Source organism: Nitratireductor arenosus (assembly GCF_009742725.1).
GTDB classification, from domain to species: Bacteria; Pseudomonadota; Alphaproteobacteria; order Rhizobiales; family Rhizobiaceae; genus Mangrovimarina; species Mangrovimarina arenosa.
This window is the reverse complement of sequence record NZ_WPHG01000002.1, coordinates 749,305-774,603: the sequence shown is the minus strand read 5'-3', so window position 1 is coordinate 774,603 and position 25,299 is coordinate 749,305. Positions and strand designations below refer to the sequence as shown.

The window sequence follows — 25,299 nt, the reverse complement described above, 5'->3', positions numbered from 1 at the left end:
CGGAAAAACGCATGGCTGACATGCAGCTAAACCATTCTAATTCTTGAAACTATCAAGAATTAACTTGCTTCCAGTTAATTATCGCTTCCGAACGGGCGCATAATGGTGATCTCGTCGGCGGCCGACACATTGAGCGCACGCCGCGCCTGCTCGTCGAGCATGTCCTTTTCCAGCGTACCGTCGCGCATCAGCGCCACGCGCTCCTCCAGCGCCAGCCGCCGCGCCGTCGTCTCGGCGAGTACCTTTTGCATCTCGGCGGTGCGTTCCTCCAGGCGATATTTGGCATAGATGCCAAACTCGCCGTTGAAGGCGTGGTAGCCGAAATAGCTCAAAAACAGCGCGGTCAGCGCCGGCACGATCAACTTGCCGCTGTTGCGCTTTTTGTGCTGACGCGTCCACATGGGCGGGGGAATCCTTTCCCCGTCACCATGCCTGCTTTGTGCTTAACACCCGGTTACGCGGCGCCGTCGGCGCCGCGCAGAACACGGATTTCAGCCGCGCAGGATCGACGCGCCGGCATAACGCGCCTGGCGGCCGAGCTCTTCCTCGATGCGCAGCAGCTGGTTGTATTTGGCCAGCCGGTCGGAGCGGGCGAGCGAGCCGGTCTTGATCTGTCCGCAATTGGTGGCGACGGCCAGATCGGCGATGGTGGAGTCCTCCGTCTCGCCGGAGCGGTGCGACATCACCGCCGTGTAGCGCGCCTTGTGCGCGGTTTCGACCGCATCGAGCGTTTCCGACAGCGTCCCGATCTGGTTGACCTTGACCAGGATCGAATTGGCGACGCCCATCTTGATGCCGTCGCGCAGGCGCGCGGAATTGGTGACGAACAAATCGTCGCCGACCAGCTGACAGTTTTTTCCGGCGAGATCGGTCAATTGCTTCCAGCCTTCCCAGTCGTCCTCGGCCATGCCGTCCTCGATCGAGATGATCGGATAGTCGGCCACCAGCTTGGCCAGATATTTCGCCTGCGCTTTGGGATTGCGGGTCTTCTTCTCGCCTTCGTAGACGTAGTCTCCATCCTTGAAGAACTCGGTCGCGGCGCAGTCGAGCGCGAGCGCAACGTCGTCGCCCGGCCGGTAGCCGGCCTTCTCGATCGAGGCCATGACGAAGTCGAGCGCGGCCTGGGCGTTCTTGATGTTGGGGGCAAACCCGCCCTCGTCGCCGACATTGGTGTTGTGCCCGGCCTCCTTGAGCGCCTTCTTCAGCGTGTGAAAGATTTCCGCGCCCCAGCGCAACCCCTCGCGGAAACTGTCGGCGCCGACCGGCATGATCATGAATTCCTGAAAGTCGATCGGGTTGTCGGCATGCGCGCCGCCATTGACGATGTTCATCATCGGCACGGGCAGCACATGCGCGCCGGCGCCGCCGACATAACGGTAAAGCGGCAGGCCGGACGCCTCGGCCGCCGCCTTGGCCAGCGCCAGCGACACGCCCAGAATGGCGTTGGCGCCCAGCCGGCTCTTGTTGGGCGTGCCGTCGAGCTCGATCATGATCTGATCGAGATGGAGCTGCTGCTCGGCCTCCATGCCCGACAGCGCGTCGAAGATCTCGCCGTTGACCGCGTCGACGGCCCGCTCGACGCCCTTGCCGAGATAGCGCGGCCCACCGTCGCGCAGCTCGACCGCCTCGTGCGCGCCGGTCGAGGCGCCCGATGGCACCGCGGCGCGACCCATCGAGCCGTCTTCCAGCACCACGTCGACCTCGACGGTCGGATTGCCCCGGCTGTCGAGAATTTCGCGGCCGATAATGTCGATGATGGCGGTCATGGTCGGGTATCCCTCGCTGCGGCGGAAAATCGGGCTTGTCTTAACGCAAGCCGGTCAAAAGGCAATGCGCGGCGCGCCACAGCGGGGGCCGGAACGCGCCCCGTCTGCGGCCTCGGGACTGGCCGGCACCGGACAGCCCCTGTCAGGCCGCCTTCACCGTCGACTTGAACTTGCCCATCAGATAGGGCCCCGACAGAACCGGTTCGTATTTCGGCGTCGTGCCCGGCTCCAGGCAGGACGGGATGCAGGCGATCTCGTAGTCCCAGTTCGGCTGGTGGAAAAAGGCGAAGGACTGGCGGCGCGCAGAGCCCGATCCGTCCGGCTCGGGGTTGACCACCCGGTGCAGGGTCGAGACCCAGCGGTCGTTGGTCCACAGCGCCATCAGGTCGCCTATATTGATGACGAAGGCGCCCGGCACCGGCGGCACGGCGCGCCACTCGCCTTCCGGCGTAAAGATCTCCAGCCCGCCCGAACCGACCTGTGGCAGCAGGATGGTCAGGCTGCCATAGTCGGTATGCGCGCCGGCGCGCAATTGTCCCGGTTCGGGCGGTGTCTCCTGGTCTGGATAGTTGAGCGCGCGCAGGGCGCTGATCGGCCGGTCGATCGCGGCGGCGAAAAAACTTTCCGGCAGGTCCAGCGCAACGGCGAAGACGCGCATGATGCGCGCGGCCAGATCCTCCATCGCCGCGTAATAGGCCTGCCAGGCGTCGCGAAACCCGTCCGGCGCTACCGGCCAGATCGTCTCGGCATAGCAGAAGGCGAGCGCGTCCTTGTCGGTCAGCCCGCCGGGCACGGCGGCCGGCCCGCCGTTAAAACTCTCCTTCAGATCGGGCGGCGTGTCGACATTGCGCGACTTGGCGAGCGCCTCGGATTGCGGCCCGAGATAGCCATAGGGATAACCGGCATAAGGCGCCCGCGCCTCGTTTTTCTCCTCGGCCGGGCGGTCGAAGAAATCGCGGGCCGCGTTCCAGGCCTTATCGATGGTCGCCTGCGGAACCCCGTGGCCGCTGACGGCCAGAAAGCCGGTGTTGCGGCAGATCGCGTCGACCTCGGCGCCGAGCCGCCGGCGTTCCTCGGGCGCGGCGTTTTCGAAACCCGACAGGTCGAAGACGGGAAAATCCGGGACGGCCATCATGTCATCCTTCTTGCCAGTGTTCACTTGAGTTTAGAACCCGGACCGACGTCGCGAAAGCATCGGGTCTTGGTCCAAGCCGAAAAGCGTCCGCGACCCAACTCTCCAGGGACCGCGTGCGCCAGGACGCAAACCGTGGTTTAAAACCGCATGAGCAGACCCGCACGCCTGACATCGTTTTTCATCCTGGTCGTTGTTCTGGCGCTGGGCGCCGCGACGCCGCCGGCTGCGGCCACGTCTGAACGGATCGCGGGCGACGGCTGGGCAATGACAGTGCATTATCCGGCCGGCGACGGTCCGTTTCCGGCCGTGATCGTCATGCCCGGCTGCGGCGGCAACAGCCCGCCTGCCGTTGCGCGCGGCCTTCGCGCCCATGCCCGCGCGCTCAACGCGGCCGGCTTCGCGGCGGCGATCATCGATGTCTTGTCGCCGCGCGGGCTCGACACGATCTGCGCCCGCGCGGCCCTGCTGGCGCGGTTGACGAAAGCGGTTCCAGCCGACATCGCCGACGCGGCGGCGCGGCTCGGACGGCTTCGGCGCGTCGATGCGCGGCGGCTGGCCTTTCTCGGCCAGAGTTTCGGCGGTTCGGTCGCGCTCGAGATGGCGGCCGGCGCCGGCGGCCGCTTCGCGGCGATCGTGGCCTATTATCCCTGGTGCGCCGACGGTTATGGCAGGGCCGGTATGAGCCGCTTTACCACCCCGGTTCTGATCCTGACCGGCCTCGACGACGACTGGACGCCGGCCGAGCGCTGCACGCGTCTTCGCCCCGCTTCGGGTTCGTATCCGGCGCGCATCGTGGCCTATCGCGGCGCGCACCATTCCTTCGACCTGCCCGGCCTGCCGCGGCAAAAAGTCCCCGGCGTGGGCGGCGCGAAGACTGTCGGCGGCAATCCGGCGGCGGGCGCCGACAGCCGCCGGCGCTATCTCGCATTCCTGAAAGAGAGGCTGGAAGACCGGCGCTGACGAAAACCCTCAGGCCGCCTCGCGGTCGGTCAGGAACTCCAGTACCGCGTTGCAGAACAGATCGTTCTTGTCGCCCGCCACCATGTGGCCGGCGCCGGACACGTCGACATAGGACGCATTCGGCGCCTGCTCGACGAATTCGCGGGCGAAATCCTCCTGTACCAGTTCCGAATTCATGCCGCGCACCAGAAGCACCGGCAAATGCAATTCGGGCACAGCGCCGATCAGGCCTTCGGCGAATTCGCGCGCATTGTCGTTGATGGTGTTGTCGCCGCGCATGAAGGCCGGATCCCAGTGCCAGCGATAGCGGCCGTCCTCGCCGAGGCGCAGATTCTTGCGCAGGCCCTCGAGCGAGCGCGGGCGCTTGCGGTGCGGCAGATAGGAGGCGATGGCGTCGGCGGCGTCTTCCAGCGTCGCGAAGCCCTCATCCATGCGCTCGGCCATAAAGCCCTGGATCTTGGCAACGCCGTCGGGGTCCATGCGCGGGGTGATGTCGACCAGCACCAGCGCCTCGAGCAAGGGGCCGTTCCTGACCTCGGCGGCGAGTGACGACAGACCGCCGAGCGAAGCCCCGACCGCCGACGGCGCGGCATGGAAGCGTTCGGCCGTCTGGCGGATGATGGCGGCGACGTCGTCGGCGAAATCGGAAAACCGGTATCTGCCGCTCTCCACCCAGGCGCTTTCGCCATGGCCGCGCAGATCGACGGTGATGGCGCGCATGCCTTCCTGGGCGACACGGCGCGCGGTCAGGTCCCAGGCTCGGCGGGTCTGGCCGCCACCGTGGAAAAACAGCACCGGGTGCCCGCGCCCGTCCCAGAAGTCGGCGACAAGTCGATTGTCCTCGGCGCCGGAGAATTCCAGCCGATGCGGTTCGCTCACAGCGGGTTCTCCTCGAAAAACGCCAAAGTCCGTTTCTTGAAGGCGCGGTCACCGACCGACAGCATGTGGTCCCGGCCCTCGATCGCAAAAGCGGTTGCGTTCGCCATCAGCGCGGCCAGTTCGTCGGGCGAGCCGGCGATATCGTCGGTCGTTCCGACCGCGACCAGGGTCGGCTGGACGATGCGCGCGACGTCCTCGCGCGCCAGCAATTGGCGCGACGTCTCGATACAGGCCGCCAGCGCCTGGCGGTCGCTTTTGGTCTGGTCGGCGAAGGCGCGGAACATTTTGGCGCGCGGGTCGGTGATCGTCGCCGGATCGGCGGCGGTCAGCGCGGCGGCGATCGTGTCCCACTCTCCAACGCCCTCGACCATGCCGATGCCCAGCCCGCCGAAAACCAGCGTGGCCACTTTTTCGGGAAAGGCCAGCGCCATGAAGGCGGCGACGCGGGCGCCCATCGAATAGCCCATCACATGCGCGCGTTCGAGGCGGAGATGGTCGAGCAGCGCCGCCGCGTCGGCAGCCATCTTGTCGGGATGGTAGTCGGCGCTGCGATGGCTCTTTGAGGAGGCGCCGTGGCCGCGATTGTCGAGCGCGATCGCCCGGTAGCCGGCCTCCGTCAGCGTCTTGACCCAGCCGGGCGAGACCCAGTTGACGCGCGTGTTGGAGGCGAAGCCGTGAATGAGGAGGACCGGGTCGCCCTCGCCTTCGTCCAGATAGGCCAGATCGAAACCGTCATGGGAAAAATGCTGCATGCGCGATCCGGCTTCCGTGCGTGCGGTCAACGCCCGCGCGTAACCGACTCGATGATCGGATGGCGCACGCGATCGCCGACCTTGATCCCCGTCTTTTGCGCAATGCCGGCATTGAGTTCAAGCACAAATCGGACCGGCTCGTCGGCCGCGATCAGATCGGTGGAAAACGGCCGGCCCGGCAGGATCGCGCGAACACGGCCATGGTCGGAAATGAACAAAAGGTCGAGCGGCAGGCTGGTATTTTGCATCCAGAACCCGACCGGACGCGTCTCTTCGAACACAAACAGCATGCCCCGGTCGGCCGGCATGGTCTTGCGGTACATCAGGCCCCGGCTGCGCTCGTCGGGACGGGCGGCGATCTCGACCGAGAACAACCTGTCGCCGCCGGCCGCCTCGACGACCAGCGCCGACGGATCGACGGCCAGCTGCTGGGCCCGGCCGCTTGTCTGGGCCGTGGCCGGGCGGTGGATTGGCGCTGCCAGCGCTGAAAAAGCAAGCAACGCCACCGCGAGCGCCAGCCGGAGAAAGAGTGTCATTCAGTTCGGACCCGGTCAATTGGTGAGCGGAAGCGTCCCAACATCCGGGTAGATTTCGGCAGCCATAAGGCCTTTGTCGGATTGTCCGTAGCGCACCAGTACCACCTGGCCCGGCCGCAACTCGGCGATGCCGTATTGGCGCAGCGTTTCCATATGGACAAAAATGTCCTCGGTGCCCTCGCCGCGCGTCAAGAATCCAAATCCCTTGGTGCGGTTGAACCATTTGACGATGGCGCGTTCGATGCCGCTTTCGGGTGTAACGGCCGTGCGCGTGCGCGCGGCCTCCTGGTCCTGGGGATGCGTGGCCGTGCTCAAATCCATCGACAGGACCTTGAAGCACTGGAAACCGCGGTCACCGCGCCGGATCAGGCATGCGAGACGCGCGCCTTCCATAGCAGTCGGGAAGCCGTCCCGTCTCAGACAGGTCACGTGAATAAGAACATCGCCGTACTGCGATTCATCGGGAAGGATGAAGCCGTACCCTTTGGCGACATCGAACCATTTGATCGATCCGGCGATTTCGACAAGGTCGGTCGCCTGCCCGCCATCCGCCGCGCCCAGCGCACCGGACCTGACCGCGTCCCGCCCCTCCGAAGAGGACTTGTCCCCCATCCGAACGCACCTTCCATCACGAAACCGACTGATTCTTGCTGAAAGGATAACACCCTGCCGGCCGCTGTCAGCAGCCCGAGGCCATTTTTTTGCAGTTATCGGCAGTTCATACAAGCCTCGCGCAAGCTTCGCCAAGAATTCGTCGCTGAATGGGTGAATTGGACGCCGTCGCGGCCAAATCAGCGAAAACGGCCACGCCGGCCCGCCTTGTTGCCAACCTGGCGTGCGCGGGCCATATCAGCGGCAACGCTTTCAACCTCGAACGGGGGAACACGACATGCGCTATCTGCACACGATGGTCCGGATTTCGGACATCGACGAATCGTTGGATTTTTATTGCGACAAACTCGGGCTGGAGGAAGTGCGGCGGATCGACAACGACAAGGCCCGCTTCACCCTGATCTTTTTGGCCGCGCCGAAAGACAAGGCCCAGGCGGCCGAAACCAGCGCCCCGCTCCTGGAGCTGACCTATAATTGGGATCCGGAAACCTATCAGGGCGGGCGCAATTTCGGCCATCTCGCTTTCCGCGTCGACGATATCTACCAGACCTGCCAGCGGCTGATGGACAACGGCGTGACGATCAACCGGCCGCCGCGCGACGGCCACATGGCGTTCGTCAAATCGCCCGACGCAATTTCGATCGAGCTGCTGCAGGAGGGCACCCCCCTGCCCGCAAAGGAGCCGTGGGCGTCGATGCCCAATACCGGCACCTGGTAAGGCGAAAACCCCGCTTCGCCCCGGACCCGGCCTTAGCGGCCGGGTTTTCGTTTGCCAGCGGGGCCCGGTGACCTTGCCAATACCGCCGCGCGTGCTAGACGAAAGCCCGGTTTATTTGCGCACGGGAGGATCGTTGGTGAAGGAAGTCCTGGTAGAACTCGAACGTCGCCGCAGCAACGCCCGCAAGGGCGGCGGCCAGGAGCGCATCGACGCCCAGCACAAGCGCGGCAAGCTGACGGCGCGCGAACGCATCGACATCTTCCTCGATGAAGGCTCGTTCGAGGAGTTCGACATGTTCGTCGAACACCGCTCCACCGATTTCGGCATGGACAAGACCAAGGTCGCCGGCGACGGCGTGGTCACCGGCTGGGGCACCGTCAACGGCCGCACGGTGTTCATCTTCGCCAAGGATTTCACCGTGTTCGGCGGCTCGCTGTCGGAGGCGCATGCCGAAAAGGTGCAGAAGGTCCAGGACATGGCGCTGCGCAACCGCGCGCCGATCATCGGCATCTACGACGCCGGCGGCGCGCGCATCCAGGAAGGGGTGGCCGCGCTCGGCGGTTATGCTGAGATCTTTCAGCGCAACGTGCTCGCCTCCGGCGTCATTCCGCAGATTTCGGTGATCATGGGACCGTGCGCGGGCGGCGACGTCTATTCGCCGGCAATGACCGACTTCATCTTCATGGTGCGCGACACCGCCTATATGTTCGTCACCGGTCCCGACGTGGTCAAGACCGTCACCAACGAGACGGTGACGGCCGAGGAACTCGGCGGCGCGTCCATCCACACCGTCAAATCCTCGATCGCCGACGGCGCCTACGACAACGATGTCGAGGCGCTGTTGCAGATGCGCCGCCTGATCGACCTTCTGCCGGCCTCCAACACCGCGCCTTTGCCGGAGATCGAGGTCCACCAGCCGATCGACGAGCCCGACCATTCGCTCGACCGTCTGGTGCCCGACAACGCCAACAAGCCCTACGACATCAAGGAACTGATCTGGAAGACCTGCGACGAGGGCGATTTTTTCGAGATCCAGGAGGCCTTCGCCAAGAACATCGTCACCGGCTTCGGCCGCGTCGAGGGCCGCACGGTCGGCTTCGTCGCCAACCAGCCGCTGGTGCTGGCCGGCGTGCTCGACAGCGACGCCAGCCGCAAGGCGGCCCGTTTCGTGCGGTTTTGCGACTGTTTCTCGATCCCGATCGTCACCTTCGTCGACGTGCCCGGCTTCCTGCCCGGCACCAGCCAGGAATATGGCGGGCTGATCAAGCATGGCGCCAAGCTTCTGTTTGCCTATGCCGAGGCGACCGTGCCCAAGATCACCATCATCACCCGCAAGGCGTTTGGCGGCGCCTACGACGTGATGGCGTCAAAGCATCTGCGCGGCGACATCAACTATGCCTGGCCGACGGCGCAGATCGCGGTGATGGGCGCCAAGGGCGCGGTGGAGATCATTTTCCGCAAGGATCTCGGCGACCCCGACAAGATCGCCGCCCACACCAAGATGTACGAGGACCGGTTCCTGTCGCCCTTCGTGGCCGCCGAGCGCGGTTATGTCGACGAGGTGATCATGCCGCATTCGACCCGCAAGCGCGTCGCCCGCGCGCTCAGGATGCTGCGCAACAAAGACCTCGAAAATCCCTGGAAGAAACACGACAACATCCCGCTGTGAGCGGCTGCGCCGCCGCCATGCGTGAAGTTCGTCGCAGACGGGCGCACAGGAGGTTTTAGGATCGCGGCATGGAGGTATCGCCATGTCCCTGATCGTGAAGAATCTCGTCCAGCAGCCGCAGCCCTTCGACCTCGTCGGCGATCCGGTACAGATCGCCGGCGCGGGCAGCGGCTTCGAGGCGACGCTCGACTGGCGCGTCCATGACGGCCACGACGAACGCACCGGCTTCGTCACCGTCGGCGGCGGCACCGGCGAGCACGGCCAGTTCCAGATCGCGGCCGCGATCGGCGACGCCGCCTTCCAGCTCGACCGGCTGTTTGTCGAAATCTTCGAAACGAGCGCCCGCGACGGCGCCGAGATCAACAAGGTGATCGTGCCGGTGATCTACGGCCCGCGCATCGTGGCGAATTATGTCGGCTACCGGCTGCATGTCGTCGAAGCCGGCGACACCTTGTCGAAGATCGCCCGCGACGCCTACGGCGACGCCGGCCTCTACCAACGGATCGCCCGCGCCAATCCGCAGCTGATCAGCGACCCGGACCTGATCGTCGTCGGCCAGGAGCTGAAAGTGCCGATCGGCGCCTGAGCCGCGCCCTTGTCGAAGCGCCTCAGCGCACGCCCCAGGGCGTGAGGCGCTCGTAGCCGGCGGCAAGATCGACGATTTCGGGACGGTGACCGGCGCCAATGCCTATACGCGCTATCCGCACATGGATCTGAAGGTCGTCGGCAGCACCAAATATTTCCTCCACCGCGATCATCTGGCAACCGTGCGCATCGTCACCGACGCCGCCGGCGCGGTGGTCGAGCAGACCGGCTACGCCGCTTTTGGCGAGCGGCTGAATACCGGCTTCCAGACCCAGAAAGGCTTCATCGGCGAGCGCCACGATCCCGAGACGGGGCTGATCTATCTCAATGCCCGTTATATGGACCCGGTCTTCGGCCGCTTCATCTCACCCGACGACTGGGATCCGACCATGGAGGGCGTCGGCACCAATCGCTATGCGTATGCTGGAAACGATCCGGTCAACAAGAGTGATCCGAACGGACATAATTTTGAACCGGATGGAACGGACTATGGCGGCAACGACGAGGACGGAGACGGAATCCCCGACGTTGCGCCATCCGGGCACGGGGTCGGCGGGAGAACAGCGGCAAATCCGGGCCCAAACTTTGGTGTGGAAGCGCATCCGAGCGAAGCCAAACAGAACAAGAGTCTGCATGGCAAGTCATACCATGTTGACCAGTTGTCTCTCTTGGGATCACAATATGCGGCTGCCCCATCCGCTGTAACCGCAGAAAATGAGGCCAGACAGCAACAACACGCGAAGGAAGCGCAATTGGACTAGCCGTCCTCGGGAGTGCCGTTGTAGCGCCTGAAACGATCGCTGCAGCGATGGTGTCCAGAGCTGGCATAACGGGATCGGTTGCAGTCGCACGAGCGGGTGTCCAAGCTGCAAAGAGCGCGAAAGCGCATGTTGCAGAGGCAGCCGCGGTTGCCAAAAGCAAAGCCGCCAAGGCTATTGACGCAGCAAAGAAAAGTGGGCCCGATTTTGCCCGAGGATTTACCGCTGGTATGACAGATGAGTATGGCGCCAATGTCGCCGTACCCGACACAAGGGCAGGACGCGCTGGACAATTGGCAGGCACAGCAACCTCCATCGGTTTGGGCTTCTTCGGGCTAAAGTAGATGAAATACTTTCTGATAACGATTATATCTGTTGTATTGCTGGTGCCAGCGATATTTATGGGATACGGTATATTTGTTAGGAGAAAGTATGAAAAAACTGGCGTAAACATCAATGATATAAACATCGATAATGCGATAGATAGCTACATCAAAAGCAATTCTAGAAAAAAGAGGTTATGCATACTGGATAAAGATGGGAATATTATTGTAAAATTCAAAGAGTGCGCAAATAATATAAGAGTCTATGATAATGAAAGTGATGATTTTATAATCATTAAAAAATCAAGTGAGAATTTAAGAGATTATATAAATAAAATTAAGAATGATATTGGCAATGAAAAGGAGATTCGGATTTTTGTAGACATACGATAAATCGATATATTCGTTATCACAAGCTCGCGCGTTCATTGCGACCAAGCCCACCTACTCGCCAGGCCCGGCGCTGGCTGACGCGCATCACCACCAAGCGGCCCGGCGGCTAGAGCAGATTCGACTTAATCCGGGTCATATCCGGCTGCCTCGAAATAGTGCCGGCATTCCTCGGCGATGAAGGCGGAGGGGCAATCGGCGACAACTGACCACAATTCGTCAACGGTTCTCGCGGCGGCCTTTCTGAGCAAGGCTTTGAGCTTCGAGAAAGCCATTTCGATGGGGTTGAAGTCCGGCGAGTATGGCGGGAGGAACAGGAGCCGCGCCCCGACCTTCTCGATGGCCTCGCGCACGCTGCTGATCTTGTGAGCCGGCAAGTTGTCCATGATCACGATGTCACCAGGGCGCAGCTCTGGCGCGAGCACTTGCTCGGCATAGGCCAGGAACGCGGGACCATTCATCGGGCCGTCAAGCAGCATCGGCGCCGCCATGCCGGACAGTCGCAGGCCGGCGGTGAAGGTGGTCGTTTTCCAATGACCATGCGGAACGGCCGCCCGGCATCGTTCGCCACAAGGCGCGCGCCCTCGTAGCCGGGCCATCTTTGTGGATGCCGCGGTCTCGTCGATGAAGATCAGCTTCTCGGGATTGAGATCGAGCTGGCTATCGAACCAGGCTATGCGGCGGCGCAGGACATCGGGGCGCTGCTGTTCGGCAGCATGCGCCGACTTTTTTTGAACGTGATGCCGCGCCGGTCGAGGAACAGCCAGACTGTCGAGGGCGCAGCCCGCACGCCGCGCTCGGCGGCAAGGCGCTCGCCGATCTCGGCAAGCGTGATGTCCGGCGCCGCCTCGATCAGGCCCACAATGAAAGCCTCGTGCGCATCGAGCTTCGAGTGAGACGGCTGGCCCTGCTTGCGCGCCTCGGTCTCGCCGGTCTCGCGATAGCGGCGATACCAGGCCCCGGCCGTCGAGATCCCGATGCGAAAGCGACGCGCCGCCTCCCGCGTCGAAACCCCATCCTCGATCGCCGCAATCACCCGACCGCGAAGGTCGCCGCTCAGGCTCCTCGTCATCTTCACCTCCTGCCAAATCGCCAGCGTCAGTGAATCAGACAAACACGACCGCGTGAATCCCAAAACCGACTCTGCGTTCTTCGAAGATGCTCTAGGTCATCCTCGACAATAAATATGCGCGCGACGATGCCGGCGCATCACCGCCATCACCGGGCTGACGGCGGCCGTAAGCTGGGCCTCCAGCTACGATTCGACTGGCTCTGACGGCCGACAATCTCGGCAACAACGCGCTCGACGAGAGTTTCACCTATTCCAATACCGGCACCGCAGCCGCAACGGCGTCGCCGCTGCACCTGCCAACGACACCCAGAGTTCGGTTGCTTGATGGTGCTTCCACCCAGAAGCCGTCCGCCAACACGCCAAAGTTGCTTGTGGAAACCCCGTCAAACTGACGGACCGGTCGTGGCGACTATCGCGCAAAACCTTAAGATAGACTCTCATCGAGGGACATTCCCATGCGGCCGGCGCGTTCCATCCTGCTGATTTCAGCCACGTTTTTCGCCGGCTGCACGTCGACGCCGGTCAAGGATTCCTTTCCCGACATGGTCGACCGGCTGCATGCCAAAAACTCGCCTTTACGTGGTGACGAGGCCGGTTGATGACCGGCACGGTGGTCGAGCAGACCGGCTACGCCGCTTTTGGCGAGCGGCTGAATACCGGCTTCCAGACCCAGAAAGGCTTTATCGGCGAGCGCCACGACCCCGAGACCGGGCTGATCTATCTCAACGCCCGCTACATGGACCCGATCTTCGGCCGCTTCATCTCACCCGACGATTGGGATCCGATCATGGAGGGGGTGGGCACCAACCGCTATGCGTATGCGCTGAACGATCCGGTGAATAAGGCTGACAACAATGGGCATACTGCCATATCGCTCACCGAATGGGGAATGATCGCTATCGGGCTTGCTGTCAGTTACGGTGCTAAGAAGGCAATTGACGAAATCAACGATCGGTTTCCGGGACTTTTTTCCGAAGAAGCTCCAGATGAAGAAGCCGTCGATATGGGCGGTGAAGGACAAGAAACCGCGAGCGCAGCGGACGTCGTTGATACGGTCACGGAAGGCGCAATCGAGGGGCCACATGGCCTCGAAGTTACGCCGGAACAGGGTGACCGCACAATGGAGAATGTCAAAGGATTGGCAGGGGCGTCGAAACCGAAGTCGATCACAACGCAAGCAGGACCTGGGGTTGCCGTAGACATCGGCCCAACGAGAGTTGTTGACAGGCCGGGCTCAAAGAAAACAAGCGGGCGTACGATTGAAGTTCAACGCGGCCCTCGGCACAACAGAATTGGACCTAAAGTGCGTGTACAAGAACAACCTGAGCCGGTTGCGAAAGAGGAAGAGCAAGCGGAAGGTGATGACGATAGCACCGAGCAATAATCATCGCAAACGTGCGTAAGGTAGCCCCTATGAGAAATACTAGAGAGTATTTTGGCAGCATAATTCCTCCGTCCTCTACATTGCCTATGAAGGAAGATATCGAAAATTGCAAAAAAATACTTGGATACTTGTATCATGAAGAAGTTGTAGATATCGGAAAAGGCCGTAAATATACTTTGATGAAACCTGAGTCAACCAGCCAAACGAGAATCATCAGAGGATCTGTTTCAAGCATTTACGAATCACCGCAGGAAAGCGACGTAGAAAAATTTGCTGAGCTATCTGATCTGCTCCACAAGCGCGAATGCTATTTCTGGAATTCTTTCGGCCTTTCTGACTTAGATGTTATTTTTGTAGACAAGTTTTCCTTGAAAAACATAGTATGGATGTCGAACGCAAGGGTGAGAGAGACGCAAGGTATAACATGTGTTGATGGGTCGTTCTCGATAGTGAGCTTTATGTTCTTTGATTTTTCGATTGTTGTTGCTTCGAGTGAACTAACATATGATTTTGACAAGATATGGGATTACAAAAATCGTGGTCGAGCCGAATTCGAGCGATACATTGGTACGTATGCGGATGGCGAGCAATCAAGGAAATGGCTGGCAGCGCGCATCCTTCCTTTGATAAAATAGAAAAAGAAACGTGCTGGTAATCTTCACAAGATTTTCTGCGATGGTTGATCGATCTGTTTGGTCACCAAGAAGTAGCTTGTGGATAGCGCGCGAAAGTGGCCATCCTTTCGTAGCGACTATCGCGCAAGGGCCTAAGATGGATTCTCATCGAGGGACATCCCCATGCGGCCGGCGCGTTCCATCCTTCTGATTTCAGCTATGTTTTTCGCCGGCTGCACATCGACGCCGGTCAAGGATTCCTTCTCCGACATGGTCGACCGGCTGCATGCCAAGAACTCGCCTCTACGTGATGACGAGGCCAGTTCACGATGGTTGACGACCGGCCCGGTGGCCGCCGGTCCGGCTACCCCGTCTATGGCGAGCGGCTGAACAGCGGCTTCCAGACCCAGAAGGGCTTTATCGGCGAGCGCCACGACCCCGAGACCGGGCTGATCCATCTCAATGCACGCTATATGGACCCGGTCTTCGGCCGCTTCATCTCGCCCGACGATTGGGATCCGATCCTGGAGGGCGTCGGCACCAACCGCTATGCCTATGCCGGGAACGATCCGGTTAACAAGGCGGACAACAATGGGCATTTTTCGGTTGGCTTCACTGCCGCTTTCGAAGCAACGTATGGGTTTGGATTCAAAGGACGGATTGAGATAGAAGTGACAGTTCCAACATCCCCGGACGAGGCTATAGACATGGAAGTGTCAATCGGAGCGGGTGGCAGAGCTGGATATCTGGCGCGATGGGCGTTGGAGTAGTGGCATCACCCAAAGGCCAGCAAAAGGGAACGAGCAAGGCCGTTTCGCTCGAGAATGAGGTGGACGCCACAGTAGCAGCAGGAGCGGTTTCGGCTTCGGTGGCCCAATCTCTCGAGTCTCCGGGCTTGGAACTCGCTGATCCACTTACGTCCGGAAGCTTAAAAGGCCGAGTACGCGGGGGATTGATCACGCCGGGAGCATCAGTCGGTAACACAACAACTGTAAGCATTTCTGTGCGCGGGCTGATCCAGAGTCTTTTTGGGCTAGAAGAAACGGGAGTAGACCAACAGCCCTCGATTGAGACTAGTGAAGGTTCAGATGGTTCTGAATCAGACACGGCGGCAGAGGAGAATGGAAATTGAAGAGAGTTTATGGCGCTCTTTTTCCGCATGCAATCGTTCTGTTGATCTATTTCATGGCACTATCCGCTATGATAATTTACTTCTCGAGCACATGGTATGTTTATTTTCTAATATGTATTCTTGGAATTTCGGCTGCGATATCGTTTAAGATGAAGATAGTGGGGTTTGAACCAAGAGAGTTCGGGTTTTTTGTTATAAATTACGTACCTATAATACTTTTCTTGATAATGGTATTCCTTGGATTTATGACGATGGAAATATCGAGAATATTAAATTTGATCTTTGCCGCGCTGATATATGCGATCGTAATCTATCTGATGAAGCCTCGACATTAGCTCGTATCGACATGTTCTCACCCGCGCAGTTGGCCGCTCATGAGGTTGCCGTCATCGGCTGTTGTAAGCGTCGTCCTCACATATGCGTCGCAAGTGCTCCCAACACGCCAAAATTGCTTGTGAACAGCCCGCGAAAGTGGCGATCAGTTCGTGGTGGGCGCCCCGCAAGGCTCTAGAATAGCCGTCCATCGAGGGACATCCCATGCGGCCGGCGCGTTCCATCCTTCTGATTTCAGCCATGTTTTTCGCCGGCTGCACGTCGACGCCGGTCAAGGATTCCTTTTCCGAAATGGTCGACCGGCTGCATGCCAAAAACTCGCCTTTACGTGATGACGAGGCCGGTTCGCGCCGGCTGACGACCGGCCCGGTGGCCGCCGGTCCGGCTGCGCCGCCTATGGCGAGCGGCTGAACAGCGGCTTCCAGACCCAGAAGGGCTTTATCGGCGAGCGCCACGACCCCGAGACCGGGCTGATCCATCTCAATGCACGCTATATGGACCCGGTCTTCGGCCGCTTCATCTCACCCGACGATTGGGATCCGATCATGGAGGGGGTGGGCACCAACCGCTATGCCTATGCCGGCAACGATCCGGTGAACAAGGCGGACAACAACGGGCACAACTACGAATATAGCGGTGTCGAAGTGGCCTTTGGGTTACTTGGTGTTGTCGAGGTTGAAATTGGGTTCTACTCGAGTGACGAAACCGGCGAGTACAGATTGTCATTGGGAATTGGCGTCGGAATAGGGCAGGCTGCAAGTGCTAGTGGGAAGTACGGTCAGCAGGTCGGACCTGCTACAAGCCCCAAGGGGACGACTGTAGAAGTAGATATCGACGTGCCAGGCTTGTCGGCTGTAGGTGCTGGTATTGAGGTAAGGTCGCCAGCCAATTTCTCGGAACCAGGCCGTCAAAGTGTTCCGGAAAATGGGGCCTTCTTGGAGTGGTCGATTAATGGATAGAAATATAAAATCATACGGAAAAGTCATCGAATTAAGAAGTGGCGCTGATACGCGAAAAATTCTTGAGATAACAGGCAGATGGAGCGACGATATAATAGACGAAATGCTGAAGTGCGGGGTATATTATCTTACGCTTAACGTGGCAGACGGGTGGCGTTGTACTGACTACTCGTTTTTGTCAAAAATACCCCACATCAAGGGGTTGCAGATCATAGCGGAGACTGCCACGAATTTGGAGGCAGTCAGCGATCTGGCATCTCTTGAGATGTTAAACTTATCGGTTTTGACCGATTCTGTGATTGAATTTGGAGCCCTAGAAAACCTCCGAGAGGTATATTTAGACTGGCAGCCAGGATATTATAAGGTATTCGATTCTAGAAATATCTGCGATATAACTCTAAGAGACACCAAATCTACAAATATATCTAGGATGGGTAATCTAAAAAATCTAAGGTCTCTAGAGTTGGTAAACTCTGAAATATGTGAATTACCTCACATTTCGCCAAAACTTTTCAAAATTGTTCTTTCAAAATGCAAGAAACTAAAAAACATTGAAAGCATCCAGCAAGCTAGTAACTTGCAGTGGCTTGAGATTAGAGAGTGCAAGAAGATTGAAGAAATAACTTTCATCGGCAATATTAGTGGAGTTAGTTATCTTTTTCTAGAAAACATGGGAGAAATTGAGAATATAGAATTCGTTTGTCGCCTCAAAAAACTAAAAGCCCTCTGGCTTGCTGGTGATACAAATGTTATTGATGGGAATTTTGGGTGCCTTGAGGCATTGCAAGAACTTACGATGGTCGCCTTTGCTCAACGAAAGCATTACTCTCACAAGATTTCCAGAAAATGGAACTGGGATAATTTAGAAGTACCGGGAGATATTCTAAAAAGGACGTAATGGCGCAGTGCGCATTGCGTGCTGCATAAGATACTATGCATTCTTGGTAGAGACTGCGTATAAATATTAGAACCATATGCCAAAATTGCTTGTGAACAGCCCGCGAAAGTGGCGATCAGTTCGTGGTGGGCGCCCCGCAGGGCTCTAGAATAGCCGTCCATCGAGGGACATCCCCATGCGGCCGGCGCGTTCCATCCTCCTGATTTCAGCCATGTTTTTCGCCGGCTGCACGTCGACGCCGGTCAAGGATTCCTTTTCCGACATGGTCGACCGGCTGCATGCCAAAAACTCGCCTTTACGTGGTGACGAGGCCGGTTGACGACCGGCACGGTGGTCGAGCGGACCGGCTACCCCGCCTATGGCGAGCGGTTGAACAGCGGCTTCCAGACCCAGAAGGGTTTTATCGGCGAGCGCCACGACCCCGAGACCGGGCTGATCTATCTCAACGCCCGCTACATGGACCCGATCTTCGGCCGCTTCATCTCACCCGACGATTGGGATCCGATCATGGAGGGGGTGGGCACCAACCGCTATGCCTATGCCGGGAACGATCCGGTGAACAAGGCGGACAACAACGGGCACAACTACGAATATAGCGGTGTCGAAGTGGCCTTTGGGTTACTTGGTGTTGTCGAGGTTGAAATTGGGTTCTACTCGAGTGACGAAACCGGCGAGTACAGATTGTCATTGGGAATTGGCGTCGGAATAGGGCAGGCTGCAAGTGCTAGTGGGAAGTACGGTCAGCAGGTCGGACCTGCTACAAGCCCCAAGGGGACGACTGTAGAAGTAGATATCGACGTGCCAGGCTTGTCGGCTGTAGGTGCTGGTATTGAGGTAAGGTCGCCAGCCAATTTCTCGGAACCAGGCCGTCAAAGTGTTCCGGAAAATGGGGGTTATGCCGCGGGGAGCATTGGTATTGGTGCTGGCTTCTATTCAACAATCGGCGAAACCTTTACGCTTGACCTTAGCGCGATATTTGGCCCCGTTGCCCCTTCGGTAGGAACAAAACCGGCGCCTGAGGTCGAAAATGAATCAGCTTTGTCGAACGATGAGGCTGCTAGAGGAACAGAGTCAAGTGAGGAGTCGGAGTAATGACGTTGATCTACCTTTTTGTATTCATGGTTGTCGTTCTTTGTGCCGCGCTTTATATTAGATTGAGGGATCATGTAAAGCAGAAGCGTGGTTCGTATCAGAATCAAATTTCTGACTACGTTGTACCCATCGCATGTTTTTTCGCCTTTGTGATAAGCACGTCTATCGAAAAAAACGCGGACATTTTAACAAAGATCGGTATATTTTTATTTTTGATTGAATATTACTTCATATGGCGCTGCGTAGAATTCATAGCAAAAAAAAATAAGAATAGGCTCTGAGATTCGCGATTCATTCATTTCAAGATTCCCGGGTAAGTTCCGGTGCCGGCATAGGATATTAATTCAGCCTCGCAAGCCAATCCAACACGCCAAAGTTGCTTGTGGACAGCCTGCGAAACTGACGAGGCAGTCGTAGCGGCTTCCGCATGAAGCCCTAAGATGGATTCTCATCGAGGGACATTCCCATGCGGCCGGCGCGTTCCATCCTCCTGATTTCAGCCATGTTTTTCGCCGGCTGCACGTCGACGCCGGTCAAGGTGTCGCGCGGACAACGCCAGCCAAATCGGTTCCATTATCGGCGGCAAAGCACGAGGCGCAGCGCCTGTCGGATCACGCCGCCTCAGCGCACGCCCCAGGGCGTGAGGCGCTCGTAGCCGGCGGCGAGATCGAGCACGGCCTGGTCGCCGCGCGGGCGCCCGATCAGCTGCATGCCCATCGGCCGCCCCCGCGCGTCGAAGCCGACCGGCACGTTGACGGCCGGGCAGCCGGCCATGGTGGCGAGCGCGCAGACCTCCATCCAGCGATGATAGCTGTCCATCGCCCGGCCGGCGATCGCGTCGGGCCAGTGGCGCTCGAGGGCAAACGGAAACACCTGCGCCGTCGGCGCGGCCAGAAAGTCGAAGCGCTCGAACAGGCCGACCACGTGGCGGTACCACTCCGTGCGCCGCTGCGAGGCGGCAAAAATCCGCTCGGCGCGCAGGTCGAGCCCCCCCTCGACCTCGAAAATCGCCTCCGGCTTCATCAGGGCGCGTTTTTCGGGGTCGTCATAGTGGATCTTGAGCGCGCTGCCGCTGGTGAAATGGCGCAGCGTGACGAAGGCCTGCCACAGCGCCTCGAAATCGAATTTCGGCGTGAAATCATCGATCTGCGCGCCTTCGTTCTGCAAAAGCCGCAGCGCGGCCGTGCACAATTCTGCAATCCCGGGCTCGAGCGCCAGATGCCCGCCCAGATCGCCCAGCCAGGCGATCCGCGCGCCCTCGACCCGCGGCGCGAGCCCGGCCGCGAAATCGCTGTCGCCGCCGAGCGACAGCGGCGCGCGCGGGTCGTGGCCGGCCTGCACCGACAACAGCAGCGCCATGTCGCGCACGCTGCGGCCCATCGGCCCGTCGACGCCCATCTGGGCCACGAACGCGTCCGGCGCAGGGCCGCCGGGCACCCGGCCCTGCGAGGGGCGCAAGCCGTAGACATTGTTGTAGGCGGCCGGGTTGCGCAGCGAGCCGCCCATGTCGCTGCCGTCGGCGACCGGCAGCATGTGCAGCGCCAGCGCCACCGCCGCGCCGCCGCTCGAGCCGCCGGCCGTCAGCGCGGGATCGTAGGCATTCGCCGTCGCGCCGAAGACCGGATTGTAGGTGTTGGAGCCCAGGCCGAATTCCGGCACGTTGGTCTTGCCGATCAGGATCGCGCCGGCCGCGCGCAGCCGCTCGACGAAATAATCGTCGACATCCGGCACGTGGGCGGAAAAAAGCGGCGAGCCGAACGTGGTGCGCAGCCCCTTGGTCTGGGCGAGATCCTTGACCGCGACCGGCACGCCGAACAGGGCGCCGACGCTCTCGCCGGCGGCAAGCCGCGCATCGGCCCGGTCCGCCTCGCGCAGGACGTCGGCGGCCGGGCGCAGCGAGACCAGCGCGTTGACGTGGCCGTTGACGGTCTCGATGCGGTCGAGATAGGCGGCCGCGACCTCGGCGACCGACACGGACCGCCCCCGGATCTTGGCCACCAGATCGGCCACGCCGAGCCGGCAGATCTCGTCCACGGGCGCAAAGCGCCCCTCGCCCGGTTGCGGCGCGGTGTTTTTCAGCATCGGCGATCCTCCCTCGCCGGCACGCTAAAACCTTTCCGTGCCGGATAGAAGAGGCCGCGATCGCCGCGACCGGGCCGGTTCAGGCCGGCCCTACCACCAGCGCTCGGGCGAAAACCGGCCCGCCGCCTGCTCGATGACGTGGCCGGCCTGAAACAGCGTTTCCTCCTCGAACGGGCGCCCGATCAGCTGCAGGCCGAGCGGCAGGCCGCTCTTGTCGAGACCGGCGGGCACGGCGATGCCAGGCAGGCCGGCCATGTTGACCGTCACCGTGAAAATGTCGTTCAGGTACATTTTCACCGGATCGGCGGCCATGTCCTGGTCGGCGATGCCAAAGGCGGCCGACGGCGTCGCCGGCGTCAGGATGGCGTCGACGCCGTCGGCGAACACGGTTTCGAAATCGCGCTTGATCAGCGTGCGCACCTTTTGCGCGCGCACATAATAGGCGTCGTAATAGCCGGCCGACAGCACATAGGTGCCGATCATCACGCGCCGCTTGACCTCGCGGCCGAAGCCGGCCGCGCGCGTCTTTTCGTACATGGCGGTGATGTCGGCGCCCGCCTCGCGCAGCCCGTAGCGCACGCCGTCGTAGCGCGCCAGGTTGGACGAGGCCTCGGCCGGGGCGACGATATAATAGGCCGGCAGCGCGTATTTGGTGTGCGGCAGCGAGATGTCGACGATCTCGGCGCCGGCATCGCGCATCCAGTCGATGCCTTTCTGCCACAAGGCCTCGATCTCCTCGGGCATGCCGTCGAGGCGGTATTCCTTCGGCACGCCGATCTTCATGCCCTTCACCGACTTGCCGAGCGCGGCCTCGTAGTCGGGCACCGGCCGGTCGACCGAGGTCGTGTCCTTGTCGTCTACGGAGGCCATCGACTTAAGAAGGATCGCCGCGTCGCGCACGTCGCGGGCGATCGGGCCGGCCTGGTCGAGCGAGGAGGCGAAGGCAACCGTGCCCCAGCGCGAGCAGCGGCCATAGGTCGGCTTGATGCCGACCGTGCCGGTAAAGGCGGCCGGTTGGCGGATCGAGCCGCCGGTGTCGGTCGCGGTCGCGCCGGCGCACAGGAACGCCGCCACCGCCGACGCCGAGCCGCCCGACGAACCGCCCGGCACCAGGTCGAGATTGGAGCCCTTGGCGCGCCACGGGTTCTTGACCGGGCCGTAATAGGAGGTCTCGTTCGACGAGCCCATGGCGAACTCGTCCATGTTGAGCTTGCCGAGCATGACCGCACCGTCGGCCCACAGATTGGCCGTCACGGTGGATTCGTAGCGGGGCAGGAAGGAATCGAGAATGTGGCTGCCTGCCTGGGTGTGCACGCCCTCGGTCGCGAATAGATCCTTGATCCCGAGCGGTATGCCCTCCAGCGCACCGGCCTCGCCGGCGGCCAGCCGCGCGTCGGAGGCGGCGGCCATCGCGCGCGCCTTGTCGTGCGTGACAGCCACATAGGCGTTGAGCGCCGGGTTGGCCGCGTCGATCGCCTCAAGATAGGCCTCGGTCAGTTCGACGGCGGAGACGTCGCGTCCACGCAGCCTGGCGCGCGCATCGGCTATGGTCAGTCGGGTCAGTTCGCTCACGGTCATTGGCCAATGCTTTTCTGATAGAATTTCGAGTAGCCGGAATCGGGATAGCCGAGCACCGCACCGCACGGCGCGAACCCGCCGCGCTCGTAGAGCCGCCAGGCCGCCTCGAAACCCGGCGCGTCGCCGGTCTCCAGCACGAGCCGGCTAATCTGCGTGTCACGCGCCAGCGCCTCGATCGCCTCCAGCAGTTTTGCGCCGAGCCGCTGGCCGCGCAGTGTCGGCAGCGTATACATGCGCTTCACTTCGCCCAGCCCCCGGCCGTGATCCTTGAGCGCCCCCATGCCGACCGCCCGGCCCTTGGCGTCCCGGGCCACGAACAGCGTCACGTCAGGGGCCGCCATCTCCTCGACGGTGAGCTGGAACTGGAACTGGCGCGGCGTCAGCGGCATCATATAGGCGTTGAGGTCGGCAACCAGCGCGCGCACATCGTCCTGCAGCGGGGTCTCGATGGCGATCGACACCTCCATCGGCGCTACTCGACGACCTTGGGAACCAGGAAGAAATCCTCCTCCGAGGCCGGCGCGTTGGCGACCACGTCCTCGGCGCGGTCGCCGTCGGTGACGACGTCGCGGCGTTTTTTCATCGTCATCGGAATGACCGACGTCATCGGTTCGACGCCGGTCACGTCGACCTCGTTCAACTGCTCGACGAAACCCAGGATCGTGTTGAGCTCGCCGGTCATGCGTTCGGCCTCCTCGCCGGTCACGGCGATGCGGGCAAGGCGCGCCACGCGTTTGACGGTGTCGGGATCGACGGACATGATCTTCTCCTCAACGGACCTGAGCCGCCCGTCTCGCGGCGGACGGCACCAGCCGCGCTATAGCGGGCGGCGCCGGCCGGTGCAACCGCATGCGCGGACGCCGGGCCGCCGTTACAGCTCCAGGGCTTCGCCGCTCTGCGGCACGACGACCTTGACCCCGGACCCGTCCATGCCGGCGACGAACTTGTCCGGCGTTTGGTCGATGACCGGGAAGGAGCCGTAATGGCACGGGATCACGGTCTCGAACTTGAAAAAGCGTTGGCAGGCGAGCGCGGCCACCGCCCCGCCCATGGTGAACCGGTCGCCGATCGGCACCAGGCCGATCTGCGGCGCATGCAGTTCGTTGATCAGCGCCATGTCGGAAAAAATGTCGGTGTCGCCCATGTGGTAGAGCGTCTTGTCGTTCGGAAAATGCAGCACCAGGCCGGCCGGGTTGCCCAGGTAAATATTGGCGCCGCCCTCGCCGCCGAAGGACGACGAATGCAGCGCATTGACGAAGGTGGTGGTGAAACCGCCGCACTCCACCGTACCGCCGTGATTGCCGGGATTGATCTTGCCGTCGTCGACGCCCTGTCCGACCAGATACATGCAGATCTCGAAATTCGCGACCAGCATGGCGCCGGTCTTTCCCAGGATTTCGAGCGCGTCGCCGACATGGTCGTTGTGGCCGTGGGTCAAAAGCACGTGGCTGACCCCGTTGCAGGCCTCGTCCACACTGCCGTCGAAGAACGGATTGCCGTTCAGGAACGGATCGATCAGGATCGTGGCCCCGCCCGCCTCGACGCGAAACGCCGAATGCCCGTACCAGGTGATTTTCATCAAACCTCTCCACTATGATTGTCGCGCCACGTTAGGGTTTAGACCATGACGGCGCGTGGAGAAAAGGATGCTTGGCCCGATGCCGATAATTTCGATCGACGACCTGCCCGCCGCCCTCGATCCGGGGCGCACACTCGCCGGACTGGACCTGGGCGAAAAGACGATCGGGCTTGCCGTGTCCGACAAGAGCCTGTCCTTTGCCCATCCGCGCCAGGTGCTGGCGCGGGGAAAATTCACCCGCGACGCCGAGGCGCTGGCGCGCGCCTTTGCCGCCGACGATGTCGGCGCGGTGATCATGGGCCTGCCCGTCAACATGGACGGCAGCGAGGGCCCGCGCGCGCAGGCAAGCCGGGCCTTCGTGCGCAACATGCAGCGGCTGAGCGCGCTGCCGTTCGTTTTCTGGGACGAGAGACTGTCGACGGTAGCGGCCGAGCGCGCGCTGATCGAAATGGACGTATCACGGAAAAAGCGCAGCGGCCGCATCGATTCGGCCGCGGCCGCCTTCATTTTGCAGGGCGCGCTCGACCGGCTTCAGGCCCTGGGCGCGGCCGCCTCTTCCGTGTGATCCTGGCGCCGGGCCGAAACCCAGGCCGCGATTTGCTTCCTGCGGCGGAAGGCAAAAATGCCGAAGATCAAAAACGTGTCGACGACACAGGCGCGGGCGATCAGGACCGGCAGCTGGTCGGGCGCGATCCCGGTGATCTGGCCGTAGACCTCGAAGACATGGTCGTAAAGCACGCGGCTGAAAAACAGCATGCCGAAATTCCAGTCATTCGACGCAAGCAGGAACCAGGACCAGAAAAGGCCCATCGGCACGGCCCAGAAACCCAGAATGTAACGCATCAGCTCTGCCGTTCCCCGCCCGCCTCGGAGCGCCCTGAAAGTTTCGAAAGCATGGAATTGTGGGCCGCCCCGAGCGCCATCAGACGCACGACCGGCTGCTGCGACAGTCCGTCCGGATAGTCCTGCGGGCGCGGCACATCGGTCTCCACGGCGCGGCGCGCCTCGGCGCGCATGGCCATATAGGACACCATCAAGGCAACGATATGGATCGATGCGGCGACGAACGGTCCCTGCCCGCCGATCGCGACGCCGGTCGCCATCAGCACCATCATCATGCCGGTTCCCACGCCGAAGGACAGGCGCGCCAACTCGTCGGTGTCGCGATTGCCGTCCACCTTTTCGAACAGGGCCGACAGGAAGGTCCAGATAAAAAGCACGGCCGACAGGATCAGACCGAAGGCGAGACCGCTGGCATAAAGTGGCGAATCGATAGACGTCGCCCGCTCCGTCCACTGGCCGATGTCGAGCGCGCGATGGATCGGCGCCACCACGCCGCCATCCGTCAGCGCGATAAAGGCCAGAACGCCGAAAAAGGCGGACCAGTAGGCCAGAATAAAAAGCGCGAGAATCCGTTTCATCATCATCCGATCTGTCCCCCGCACAGTGCCGGGGCGACCACACGGCCGCAATGCAAACCATTTGTTAAGGTT

Annotated in this window: 31 protein-coding genes; 15 read left to right on the top strand and 16 right to left on the bottom strand. The window is 61.1% G+C overall.

Going from position 1 to position 25,299, the window contains the following annotated elements:
- Nucleotides 1-74: 74 nt before the first annotated feature.
- The 3 genes from GN330_RS10705 to GN330_RS10695 form a co-directional block, all read right to left on the bottom strand.
- Nucleotides 75-401: an FtsB family cell division protein gene (locus tag GN330_RS10705; RefSeq protein ID WP_156712642.1), complete on the bottom strand. Its 327-nt coding sequence runs from the start codon at nucleotides 399-401 to the stop codon at nucleotides 75-77.
- A 90-nt stretch (nucleotides 402-491) separates the two neighbouring features.
- On the bottom strand, nucleotides 492-1,766 hold the full coding sequence (gene eno, locus GN330_RS10700) for a phosphopyruvate hydratase (protein ID WP_156712641.1): 1,275 nt from the start codon (nucleotides 1,764-1,766) through the stop codon (nucleotides 492-494).
- Nucleotides 1,767-1,908: 142 nt separating this feature from the next.
- Entirely contained in the window at nucleotides 1,909-2,901 is a 993-nt protein-coding gene (locus GN330_RS10695) for an isopenicillin N synthase family dioxygenase (RefSeq protein WP_246188609.1), read from the bottom strand.
- 147 nt (nucleotides 2,902-3,048) lie between these two features.
- On the opposite strand from GN330_RS10695, the gene GN330_RS10690 reads away from it, so the two are divergent.
- Entirely contained in the window at nucleotides 3,049-3,861 is an 813-nt protein-coding gene (locus GN330_RS10690) for a dienelactone hydrolase family protein (protein WP_156712640.1), read from the top strand.
- A 9-nt stretch (nucleotides 3,862-3,870) separates the two neighbouring features.
- Here the strand turns inward: GN330_RS10690 and GN330_RS10685 are convergent, their stop codons facing one another.
- The 4 genes from GN330_RS10685 to GN330_RS10670 are packed head-to-tail and all read right to left on the bottom strand — an operon-like array spanning nucleotide 3,871 to nucleotide 6,640.
- The gene (locus GN330_RS10685; RefSeq protein WP_343040536.1) at nucleotides 3,871-4,740 is read right to left on the bottom strand and encodes an alpha/beta fold hydrolase; all 870 of its coding nucleotides are present in this window, start codon (nucleotides 4,738-4,740) and stop codon (nucleotides 3,871-3,873) included.
- A complete protein-coding gene (locus GN330_RS10680) occupies nucleotides 4,737-5,492 on the bottom strand; it encodes an alpha/beta fold hydrolase (protein WP_156712639.1) in 756 nt (251 codons plus the stop codon). The genes GN330_RS10685 and GN330_RS10680 overlap by 4 nt, the downstream gene beginning before the upstream one ends.
- 26 nt (nucleotides 5,493-5,518) lie before the next feature.
- Nucleotides 5,519-6,028 (bottom strand): DUF192 domain-containing protein, encoded by a 510-nt coding sequence (locus tag GN330_RS10675; protein WP_156712638.1) that lies wholly within the window; start codon nucleotides 6,026-6,028, stop codon nucleotides 5,519-5,521.
- A 15-nt stretch (nucleotides 6,029-6,043) separates the two neighbouring features.
- Entirely contained in the window at nucleotides 6,044-6,640 is a 597-nt protein-coding gene (locus GN330_RS10670; protein WP_156712919.1) for a cold-shock protein, read from the bottom strand.
- A gap of 277 nt (nucleotides 6,641-6,917) precedes the next feature.
- On the opposite strand from GN330_RS10670, the gene gloA reads away from it, so the two are divergent.
- The 5 genes from gloA to GN330_RS10645 all read left to right on the top strand — a co-directional run bounded on the left by gloA (nucleotide 6,918) and on the right by GN330_RS10645 (nucleotide 11,086).
- On the top strand, nucleotides 6,918-7,358 hold the full coding sequence (gloA, locus tag GN330_RS10665) for a lactoylglutathione lyase (protein ID WP_156712637.1): 441 nt from the start codon (nucleotides 6,918-6,920) through the stop codon (nucleotides 7,356-7,358).
- Between the two features lie 136 nt (nucleotides 7,359-7,494).
- Nucleotides 7,495-9,027: an acyl-CoA carboxylase subunit beta gene (locus GN330_RS10660; protein WP_343040535.1), complete on the top strand. Its 1,533-nt coding sequence runs from the start codon at nucleotides 7,495-7,497 to the stop codon at nucleotides 9,025-9,027.
- Between the two features lie 82 nt (nucleotides 9,028-9,109).
- Nucleotides 9,110-9,613, top strand: a complete 504-nt coding sequence (locus GN330_RS10655) for a LysM peptidoglycan-binding domain-containing protein (RefSeq protein WP_156712635.1) — start codon at nucleotides 9,110-9,112, stop codon at nucleotides 9,611-9,613.
- Nucleotides 9,614-9,698: 85 nt separating this feature from the next.
- On the top strand, nucleotides 9,699-10,373 hold the full coding sequence (locus GN330_RS10650; protein WP_197435115.1) for an RHS repeat-associated core domain-containing protein: 675 nt from the start codon (nucleotides 9,699-9,701) through the stop codon (nucleotides 10,371-10,373).
- Nucleotides 10,374-10,714: 341 nt separating this feature from the next.
- The gene (locus GN330_RS10645) at nucleotides 10,715-11,086 is read left to right on the top strand and encodes a hypothetical protein (protein WP_156712634.1); all 372 of its coding nucleotides are present in this window, start codon (nucleotides 10,715-10,717) and stop codon (nucleotides 11,084-11,086) included.
- 122 nt (nucleotides 11,087-11,208) lie between these two features.
- On the opposite strand, the gene GN330_RS10640 is transcribed toward GN330_RS10645, so the two are convergent.
- Nucleotides 11,209-12,155, bottom strand: a protein-coding gene (locus GN330_RS10640) for an IS630 family transposase (protein WP_210252320.1) whose coding sequence is annotated in 2 segments (ribosomal slippage) — nucleotides 11,209-11,816 and nucleotides 11,816-12,155 — 948 coding nt in all. Because the reading frame shifts where the segments join, the coding sequence is not laid out codon by codon here.
- A 455-nt stretch (nucleotides 12,156-12,610) separates the two neighbouring features.
- Between GN330_RS10640 and GN330_RS10635 the strand changes: the two genes are divergently transcribed.
- The 4 genes from GN330_RS10635 (at nucleotide 12,611) to GN330_RS23465 (ending at nucleotide 14,923) form a co-directional block, all read left to right on the top strand.
- Nucleotides 12,611-12,754: a hypothetical protein gene (locus tag GN330_RS10635; RefSeq protein WP_156712633.1), complete on the top strand. Its 144-nt coding sequence runs from the start codon at nucleotides 12,611-12,613 to the stop codon at nucleotides 12,752-12,754.
- Entirely contained in the window at nucleotides 12,754-13,539 is a 786-nt protein-coding gene (locus GN330_RS10630) for an RHS repeat-associated core domain-containing protein (RefSeq protein WP_156712632.1), read from the top strand. Before GN330_RS10635 ends, GN330_RS10630 begins: the two co-directional genes overlap by 1 nt.
- 29 nt (nucleotides 13,540-13,568) lie before the next feature.
- Nucleotides 13,569-14,174: a hypothetical protein gene (locus tag GN330_RS10625; protein ID WP_156712631.1), complete on the top strand. Its 606-nt coding sequence runs from the start codon at nucleotides 13,569-13,571 to the stop codon at nucleotides 14,172-14,174.
- Between the two features lie 308 nt (nucleotides 14,175-14,482).
- Nucleotides 14,483-14,923, top strand: coding sequence for an RHS repeat-associated core domain-containing protein (locus GN330_RS23465; RefSeq protein WP_197435114.1), 441 nt, complete (start codon nucleotides 14,483-14,485; stop codon nucleotides 14,921-14,923).
- Nucleotides 14,924-15,671: 748 nt separating this feature from the next.
- Here GN330_RS23465 and GN330_RS10615 read toward each other — a convergent pair.
- The gene (locus GN330_RS10615) at nucleotides 15,672-16,097 is read right to left on the bottom strand and encodes a hypothetical protein (protein WP_156712630.1); all 426 of its coding nucleotides are present in this window, start codon (nucleotides 16,095-16,097) and stop codon (nucleotides 15,672-15,674) included.
- On the opposite strand from GN330_RS10615, the gene GN330_RS23460 reads away from it, so the two are divergent.
- The 4 genes from GN330_RS23460 (at nucleotide 16,026) to GN330_RS10595 (ending at nucleotide 18,567) form a co-directional block, all read left to right on the top strand.
- Complete coding sequence (locus GN330_RS23460; protein WP_197435136.1) at nucleotides 16,026-16,577, top strand: RHS repeat-associated core domain-containing protein; 552 nt, start codon at nucleotides 16,026-16,028, stop codon at nucleotides 16,575-16,577. The two genes, GN330_RS10615 and GN330_RS23460, sit on opposite strands and share 72 nt — an antisense overlap.
- The gene (locus GN330_RS10605; RefSeq protein ID WP_156712629.1) at nucleotides 16,570-17,475 is read left to right on the top strand and encodes a leucine-rich repeat domain-containing protein; all 906 of its coding nucleotides are present in this window, start codon (nucleotides 16,570-16,572) and stop codon (nucleotides 17,473-17,475) included. The genes GN330_RS23460 and GN330_RS10605 overlap by 8 nt, the downstream gene beginning before the upstream one ends.
- Nucleotides 17,476-17,650: 175 nt before the next feature.
- Entirely contained in the window at nucleotides 17,651-17,794 is a 144-nt protein-coding gene (locus GN330_RS10600) for a hypothetical protein (RefSeq protein WP_156712628.1), read from the top strand.
- Entirely contained in the window at nucleotides 17,791-18,567 is a 777-nt protein-coding gene (locus tag GN330_RS10595) for an RHS repeat-associated core domain-containing protein (RefSeq protein ID WP_156712627.1), read from the top strand. The genes GN330_RS10600 and GN330_RS10595 overlap by 4 nt, the downstream gene beginning before the upstream one ends.
- Before the next feature lie 621 nt (nucleotides 18,568-19,188).
- Here the strand turns inward: GN330_RS10595 and GN330_RS10590 are convergent.
- The 5 genes from GN330_RS10590 to GN330_RS10570 form a co-directional block, all read right to left on the bottom strand.
- Entirely contained in the window at nucleotides 19,189-20,649 is a 1,461-nt protein-coding gene (locus GN330_RS10590) for an amidase (protein ID WP_156712626.1), read from the bottom strand.
- A 90-nt stretch (nucleotides 20,650-20,739) separates the two neighbouring features.
- Complete coding sequence (gatA, locus tag GN330_RS10585) at nucleotides 20,740-22,227, bottom strand: Asp-tRNA(Asn)/Glu-tRNA(Gln) amidotransferase subunit GatA (protein WP_156712625.1); 1,488 nt, start codon at nucleotides 22,225-22,227, stop codon at nucleotides 20,740-20,742.
- A complete protein-coding gene (locus GN330_RS10580; protein ID WP_156712624.1) occupies nucleotides 22,224-22,694 on the bottom strand; it encodes a GNAT family N-acetyltransferase in 471 nt (156 codons plus the stop codon). Before GN330_RS10580 ends, gatA begins: the two co-directional genes overlap by 4 nt.
- 5 nt (nucleotides 22,695-22,699) lie before the next feature.
- Nucleotides 22,700-22,987: an Asp-tRNA(Asn)/Glu-tRNA(Gln) amidotransferase subunit GatC gene (gatC, locus tag GN330_RS10575; RefSeq protein WP_156712623.1), complete on the bottom strand. Its 288-nt coding sequence runs from the start codon at nucleotides 22,985-22,987 to the stop codon at nucleotides 22,700-22,702.
- A 111-nt stretch (nucleotides 22,988-23,098) separates the two neighbouring features.
- On the bottom strand, nucleotides 23,099-23,806 hold the full coding sequence (locus tag GN330_RS10570) for a metal-dependent hydrolase (RefSeq protein WP_156712622.1): 708 nt from the start codon (nucleotides 23,804-23,806) through the stop codon (nucleotides 23,099-23,101).
- 79 nt (nucleotides 23,807-23,885) lie between these two features.
- On the opposite strand from GN330_RS10570, the gene ruvX reads away from it, so the two are divergent.
- Nucleotides 23,886-24,371 (top strand): Holliday junction resolvase RuvX, encoded by a 486-nt coding sequence (ruvX, locus tag GN330_RS10565; protein WP_156712621.1) that lies wholly within the window; start codon nucleotides 23,886-23,888, stop codon nucleotides 24,369-24,371.
- Here the strand turns inward: ruvX and GN330_RS10560 are convergent.
- Complete coding sequence (locus tag GN330_RS10560; RefSeq protein WP_156712620.1) at nucleotides 24,338-24,649, bottom strand: DUF6105 family protein; 312 nt, start codon at nucleotides 24,647-24,649, stop codon at nucleotides 24,338-24,340. The two genes, ruvX and GN330_RS10560, sit on opposite strands and share 34 nt — an antisense overlap.
- Nucleotides 24,649-25,233 (bottom strand): hypothetical protein, encoded by a 585-nt coding sequence (locus GN330_RS10555; RefSeq protein WP_156712619.1) that lies wholly within the window; start codon nucleotides 25,231-25,233, stop codon nucleotides 24,649-24,651. The genes GN330_RS10560 and GN330_RS10555 overlap by 1 nt, the downstream gene beginning before the upstream one ends.
- Between the last annotated feature and the right edge of the window lie 66 nt (nucleotides 25,234-25,299).